Raw genomic sequence first — 6,515 nt, forward strand, 5'->3', positions numbered from 1 at the left:
CGATCTGACCTCGTGGTCCGTACCGCCCTTCCCCGTACCGCCTAGAGCACCTTCGACAGGAACGACTTCGTGCGGTCGTGCTGCGGATTGCCCAGGACGTCGCGCGGGTGGCCCGACTCGACCACGACGCCGTCGTCCATGAAGACCAGCGCGTCGCCGACCTCGCGGGCGAAGCCCATCTCGTGCGTGACGACGATCATCGTCATGCCGTCCTCGGCGAGGCCCCGCATCACGTCGAGCACGTCACCGACCAGCTCCGGGTCGAGCGCCGAGGTGGGCTCGTCGAAGAGCATCAGCTTCGGCTCCATGGCCAGCGCCCGGGCGATGGCCACCCGCTGCTGCTGGCCGCCGGAGAGCTGCGAGGGGTAGTTCCCGGCCTTGTCACGGAGGCCGACCCGGTCGAGCAGCCGCTCGGCACGGGCCCGGGCGACCGCCTTGGCCTCGCGGCGCACCTGGACGGGCGCCTCCATGACGTTCTCCAGCGCCGTCATGTGCGGGAACAGGTTGAAGCGCTGGAAGACCATGCCGATGTCCCGGCGCTTCAGGGCGACTTCGCTGTCCTTGAGCTCGTAGAGCCTGTCGCCCTTCTGGCGGTAGCCCACCAGCTCGCCGTCGACGTACAGCCGTCCGGCGCTGATCTGCTCCAGGTGGTTGATGCACCGCAGGAACGTCGACTTGCCGGAACCGGACGGGCCGATCAGGCAGAAGACCTCCCGCGGGGCGACCTCCAGGTCGATGCCCTTGAGGATGTGCGCGGCGCCGAAGGACTTGTGGACGCCCTCGGCCTTCACCATCGCGGTCATGCGATGCCTCCCTTCGGGCGGCCCACCGAGAGCACGGTGGCCCTCAGCTTCTGGAACGGGGTCGGCGGCAGGCTGCGGCTCGATCCACGCGCGTAGTACCGCTCCAGGTAGTACTGCCCGACGCTCAGCACCGAGGTCATGATCAGATACCAGGCGGCGGCGAGGAAGTACATCTCCACCGGCGAGCCGGATTGGCTCCCGATGTCCTGGGCGTTCTTGAAGAGTTCGTAGAACTGCACCGCCGCCACCAGCGAGGTCGTCTTCAGCATGTTGATGACCTCGTTGCCCGTGGGCGGCACGATCACCCGCATGGCCTGCGGGATCACGACGCGCCGGAGGGTCTTGGCGTGGCTCATGCCCAGCGCGTGCGACGCCTCGGTCTGGCCCTCGTCCACCGAGAGCAGACCGGCCCGGCAGATCTCCGCCATGTACGCGGCCTCGTTGAGGCCGAGCCCGAGCAGCGCCGTGAGCAGCGGCGTCATGAAGCTGGACCAGTAGTCCTTGTAGACCGGCCCGAGGTTGATGTACTCGAAGACCAGACCCAGGTTGAACCACACGAACAGCTGCACCAGGACGGGTGTGCCCCGGAAGAACCAGATGTAGAACCACGCGATGGACGAGGTCACCGGGTTCTTCGACAGGCGCATGACGGCGAGCAGGACGCCGCCGACCACGCCGATCAGCATCGACAGGGCGGTGAGCAGCAGGGTCTGGCCCACGCCGTCGATGATGCGGTGGTCGAAGAAGTAGTCCGGGATCGCGCCCCAGTTGATCCTGCCCTGGCTGAAGGCGTAGATGATCGAGGCGAGCAGGCCGATGGCGACCAGCGCCGAGACGTACCGGCCGTAGTGCCGGACCGGGATGGCCCGGATGGCCTCCGGTACGGGTGCCGCCGCCGTGGCGGAGGATGCGGGCGGCTCGTCGGCCGGTCCCGTCTTCTTGATGTCAGTCACGGCTGATGCCTTTCAGTGCCGGATCGGGTCAGGACCCGCCGTTCACCTTGGCCTCGGTGACCGCACCGGCCTCGACGCCCCACTTTGCGATGATCTTGTCGTACTCGCCGCTCTTGATGATCTCCTCCATGGCCGCCTTGATGGCCTGGGTGAGCTGGTCGTTGCCCTTGGCGATCGCGATGCCGTACGGGGCCGCCTCGACCTGGTCGCCGACGATCTGGAAGTCCTTGCCGCCGCCCGAGGTCTTCACCGCGTACGCGGCGACCGGGAAGTCGGACGAGCCGGCGTCGGCGCCGCCCGAACGGATGCGGGTCTGGGCCTCCAGGTCGGTGTCGTACGACTCGATGGCGATCTTCTTGCCGCCGGCGCACTTCTTGGACTCGTCCTTGGCCAGGTCGTGCGAGACGGTGTTGCGCTGGACCGCGATCTTCTTGCCGCAGAGGTCGGCCCAGGTCTTGATCCCCTGGTCGTCGCCCTTCTTGGTGTAGATCGAGACACCGGCGGTGAAGTAGTCGACGAAGTCGACGCCCTCGCCGACCTTCTTCTTCGTCTCCGGGTCGATGCCCTCCTGGCGCTCCTTGCTGTCCGTCATCGCCGACATCGCGATGTCGTAGCGCTTGGCGCGCAGGCCGGTGACCAGGGTGTCGAAGGTGCCGTTCTCGAACTTGAACTCGACGCCCAGCACCTTGCCGAGCGCTGCGCCGAGGTCGGGGTCGATACCCGCGGTCTTGCCGGACTTGTCCTTGAACTCGACCGGCGGGTAGGCGATGTCGGAGCCGACGCGGATGACGCCCTTGGACTTGATGTCGGCGGGCAGCAGGTCGGCGGGGGAAGACGTACCGGCGGAGGCGCCGGTGCTCGCCTTGGTCGATCCGGAGTCGTTGTTCTTCGTCTGGTCGCCACAGGCGGTCAGCAGCATGGTGCCCGCGACCGCGAGGGCGCCGACCGCGGCGATGCGGGTCTTCGCGGCCGTACGGCGGGTGGAGCGTGCGGTCATGTTCGGGATCCTCCGGCAGGTGGGGACGGTTCGCCAGGCGGTATTGGCACACAGCGTCGGGTGTCGCCGCCTTGTGTGATTACGGCATGTTGCCATGCGGATTAGCCCGAACAGGGGGCCCGGCATGTCAAAATCGGGTAACGGGCGATCCCCGAACCTCTTGAGGCCGGTACACCAAGGCCGGACCTTTTATGGGGTTTCCCTCTCGCAGCCGGAGGATCTGCGGCGCGTCTCGCGTGCCGGACTCAGGCCCGGCACGAGGCTGACCTGTTGAAATGGCAGCCCACTATGAGTCATGTCACGGAGCGCATATGGACTCGTCCATGACCAGGTCCGTCCGGTAAGAAAGACCTTTACACCCCTCATCCGGGGCTCAGGGCGCGTGTGCGGCGCGCCCGCGCGTACGTACCTCTCCCTGCCGGGGCGGGCCAACCGCCAGGCGCAGGGCACGTACGCGGTGCCCGCCCACCCCTCCTCAACCAGGAGTGGCCACCCTCAAACGATGAAGACTTAAGGGGTCAACACCATGGCAGCGGAGATCGTCAATCCTCGCAGCGACAGCAATACCGACAACACGACCGACGAGCCGTTCGATCCGGCCTTCGCGCTCCACCGGGGCGGGAAGATGGCCGTGCAGTCCACCGTCCCGATCCGGGACAGGGACGATCTGTCCCTCGCGTACACGCCGGGCGTGGCGAAGGTGTGCAGCGCGATCGCGGAGCAGCCGGAGCTCGTCCACGACTACACCTGGAAGTCGCAGGTCGTCGCCGTCGTCACGGACGGCACGGCGGTGCTCGGCCTCGGCGACATCGGTCCCGAGGCGTCCCTCCCCGTGATGGAGGGCAAGGCCATCCTCTTCAAGCAGTTCGGCGGTGTGGACGCGGTGCCGATCGCGCTCGCGACCACCGACGCGGACGAGATCGTGGAGACGGTCGTCCGGCTCGCCCCCTCCTTCGGCGGGGTGAACCTGGAGGACATCTCGGCGCCGCGCTGCTTCGAGATCGAGCGCAAGCTCCAGGAGCGGCTGGACATTCCGGTCTTCCACGACGACCAGCACGGCACGGCCGTCGTCACGCTGGCCGCCCTGCGCAACGCCGCGAAGCTGTCCGGTCGCGGCCTCGGCGACCTGCGCGCCGTCATCTCGGGCGCGGGCGCGGCGGGTGTGGCCATCGCCAAGTTCCTGCTGGAGGCGGGCCTCGGCGACGTGGCCGTCGCGGACCGCAAGGGCATCGTCAGCCGGGACCGCGAGGACCTGACCGACGTCAAGCGGGAGCTGGCGGAGCTCACCAACCGGGCGGGCATCTCCGGTCCCCTGGAGGTGGCGCTCGCCGGCGCGGACGTCTTCATCGGGGTCTCCGGCGGTACGGTGCCGGAGGCGGCGGTCGCCTCGATGGCGCCGGGTGCCTTCGTCTTCGCGATGGCCAACCCGAACCCCGAGGTCCACCCGGACATCGCCCACAAGTACGCGTCCGTCGTGGCGACGGGGCGGTCGGACTACCCGAACCAGATCAACAACGTGCTGGCGTTCCCGGGGATCTTCGCCGGGGCGCTCCAGGTGCGGGCGTCCCGGATCACGGAGGGCATGAAGATCGCGGCGGCCAACGCGCTGGCCGACGTGGTCGGCGATGAGCTGGCGGCGGACTACGTGATCCCGTCGCCGTTCGACGAGCGGGTCGCTCCGGCGGTCACGGCCGCGGTGGCTGCGGCGGCCCGCGCGGAGGGCGTGGCCCGCCGCTGAGGCGTTGCGGGGGCGCTGCCCCCGTACCCCCGCTCCTCAATCGCCGGAGGGGCTCCGTTTTCGCCCCTCACCGCCGCAGATGTGCGGCGGTGAGGGGCCAAGACCGGCATCGCCGGCGTTTGAGGCGCGGGGCCCGGGGCGGAGCCCTGCAACCAGCGGTGCGTGTCACACCCACAGCCGGTTACGCGTCAGTACGCCGCCCCCTATCGTCGGCGGCATGTTCGCCGCCTACGCAGCCAGCCTGGACCCCGCCCACCCCCTCAACGGTCTGGAGCTGGGCGACCGCCCAGCCCCGCGGGACCGGCCCGGGTGGACCACCGTCGACGTCCGGGCCGCTTCCCTCAACCACCACGACCTCTGGTCCCTGCGCGGCGTCGGCCTCGCGGAGGACAAGCTGCCGATGATCCTCGGGTGCGACGCCGCCGGGGTCGACCAGGACGGCAACGAGGTCGTCCTGCACTCCGTCATCGGCCAGACCGGGCACGGGGTCGGGCCCGACGAGCCCCGGTCCATCCTCACCGAGCGCTACCAGGGCACCTTCGCGGAGCGGGTCACCGTTCCCGCGTACAACGTGCTGCCCAAGCCCAGGGAGCTGAGCTTCGAGCAGGCCGCCTGCCTGCCGACCGCGTGGCTGACCGCGTACCGGATGCTGTTCACCAACGCCGGGGTGCGGCCCGGGGACTCCGTGCTCGTGCAGGGCGCCGGGGGCGGGGTCGCGACCGCCGCGATCGTGCTCGGCCGGGCCGCCGGGCTGCGGGTCTACGCCACGAGCCGTGACGAGGCCAGGCGCAGGAGGGCCGTCGAGCTGGGCGCCGTCGAGGCGTTCGAGGCGGGCGCGCGGCTGCCGCACCGGGTGGACGCCGTCATCGAGACGGTCGGCGCGGCCACCTGGTCCCACTCCGTCAAGTCGCTGCGCCCCGGCGGCACCCTGGTCATCTCCGGCGCCACCAGCGGCGACCGCCCCTCGCACGCCGAGCTGACCCGGATCTTCTTCCTGGAGCTGAAGGTCGTCGGCTCCACCATGGGCTCCAAGGAGGAGCTGGAGGACCTGCTCGCCTTCTGCGCCACCACCGGCGTGCGCCCCGTGATCGACGAGGTGCTGCCCCTGGACCGCGCCCGGGAGGGCTTCGAACGCCTCGCGGCCGGCGACCAGTTCGGCAAGATCGTGCTCACTGTCAACAACGGTTGACAAGGGTCGGTTGTCAACGTACGTTGACAGCATGACCGAAGCGACGGATCTCGCCGAGCGGGCGGGCGACCGCGACCCCCGGGTGGGGCTGCGGTCGGTCGCCGCGCTGCGGCGGCTGCTGGAGCAGCTGGAAGCCGTACAAGTGAGAAGCGCCCGGGCCAAGGGCTGGTCGTGGCAGGAGATCGCGGCCGAACTGGGCGTCAGCAGGCAGGCCGTGCACAAGAAGTACGGGAGGCATTGATGTTCGAGCGATTCACCAAGGACGCCCGCGCCACGGTGACCGGCGCCGTGGAACACGCCGAGCGCACCGGGGCCGGCCGGGTCACCGGGGAACAGCTGCTGCTCGCCCTCCTCGACCAGGAAGGCGGCCGGGCCTCCTTCGCGATCACCGCGTTGGGTCTCGTGGACCGCAGGGAGTCCCTCGACGCCGCGCTCGCGGAGGCCCGCCGACGTGGCGGAATGAGCCGGGCCGACGCGGACGCCCTCGCGGACATCGGCATCGACCTCACCGCCGTCGTCTCACGCATCGAGGAGGCGCACGGCGAGGGGGCCCTGCAGGGCGACGACGGGCGCCGGCGACGGGCGGGCCGCCCGTCCTTCTCCCGGGAGGTGAAGAAGGTCCTGGAGAAGTCGCTGCGCGTCGCGCTCGGGCGCGGCGACCGGTGCATCGGCGGGGAACACCTCCTGCTGGCCCTGACCGCCATGCCCGGCCCGGTCGCCGACGTGCTCGCCGAGCACGGGGCGACGTACGGCGCCGTGGAGCGCGCGCTGTACGGGGAGGGCGGCGCGGGCCAGGACCGCAAGGCGGGCTGACGCGACGGGGGCCGGGCGGCCG

General features: G+C 70.1%; 7 protein-coding genes. 4 read left to right on the forward strand and 3 right to left on the reverse strand.

Annotated features, from left to right (window positions below; translation table 11 throughout):
• Positions 1-41 precede the first annotated feature (41 nt).
• The 3 genes from ACN6LM_RS37255 to ACN6LM_RS37265 are packed head-to-tail and all read right to left on the reverse strand — an operon-like array spanning position 42 to position 2,753.
• Positions 42-794 carry an amino acid ABC transporter ATP-binding protein gene (locus ACN6LM_RS37255; RefSeq protein WP_445069862.1) on the reverse strand — a complete coding sequence of 251 codons (753 nt, stop codon included), beginning with the start codon at positions 792-794 and terminating at the stop codon, positions 42-44.
• A 5-nt stretch (positions 795-799) separates the two neighbouring features.
• Positions 800-1,756 (reverse strand): amino acid ABC transporter permease, encoded by a 957-nt coding sequence (locus ACN6LM_RS37260; RefSeq protein WP_445069857.1) that lies wholly within the window; start codon positions 1,754-1,756, stop codon positions 800-802.
• A 28-nt stretch (positions 1,757-1,784) separates the two neighbouring features.
• Entirely contained in the window at positions 1,785-2,753 is a 969-nt protein-coding gene (locus tag ACN6LM_RS37265) for an ABC transporter substrate-binding protein (protein ID WP_445069858.1), read from the reverse strand.
• Between the two features lie 526 nt (positions 2,754-3,279).
• Between ACN6LM_RS37265 and ACN6LM_RS37270 the strand changes: the two genes are divergently transcribed.
• From ACN6LM_RS37270 to ACN6LM_RS37285, 4 genes are all read left to right on the forward strand, one after another.
• Positions 3,280-4,491 (forward strand): NAD(P)-dependent malic enzyme, encoded by a 1,212-nt coding sequence (locus ACN6LM_RS37270; protein ID WP_445069859.1) that lies wholly within the window; start codon positions 3,280-3,282, stop codon positions 4,489-4,491.
• A 217-nt stretch (positions 4,492-4,708) separates the two neighbouring features.
• Positions 4,709-5,680 (forward strand): zinc-binding dehydrogenase, encoded by a 972-nt coding sequence (locus ACN6LM_RS37275; protein ID WP_445069860.1) that lies wholly within the window; start codon positions 4,709-4,711, stop codon positions 5,678-5,680.
• Between the two features lie 31 nt (positions 5,681-5,711).
• On the forward strand, positions 5,712-5,921 hold the full coding sequence (locus ACN6LM_RS37280; RefSeq protein WP_018102716.1) for a helix-turn-helix domain-containing protein: 210 nt from the start codon (positions 5,712-5,714) through the stop codon (positions 5,919-5,921).
• Positions 5,921-6,493 carry a Clp protease N-terminal domain-containing protein gene (locus ACN6LM_RS37285; RefSeq protein WP_445069861.1) on the forward strand — a complete coding sequence of 191 codons (573 nt, stop codon included), beginning with the start codon at positions 5,921-5,923 and terminating at the stop codon, positions 6,491-6,493. The genes ACN6LM_RS37280 and ACN6LM_RS37285 overlap by 1 nt, the downstream gene beginning before the upstream one ends.
• Positions 6,494-6,515 lie beyond the last annotated feature (22 nt).

This window comes from Streptomyces sp. SAS_281 (genome assembly GCF_052542855.1).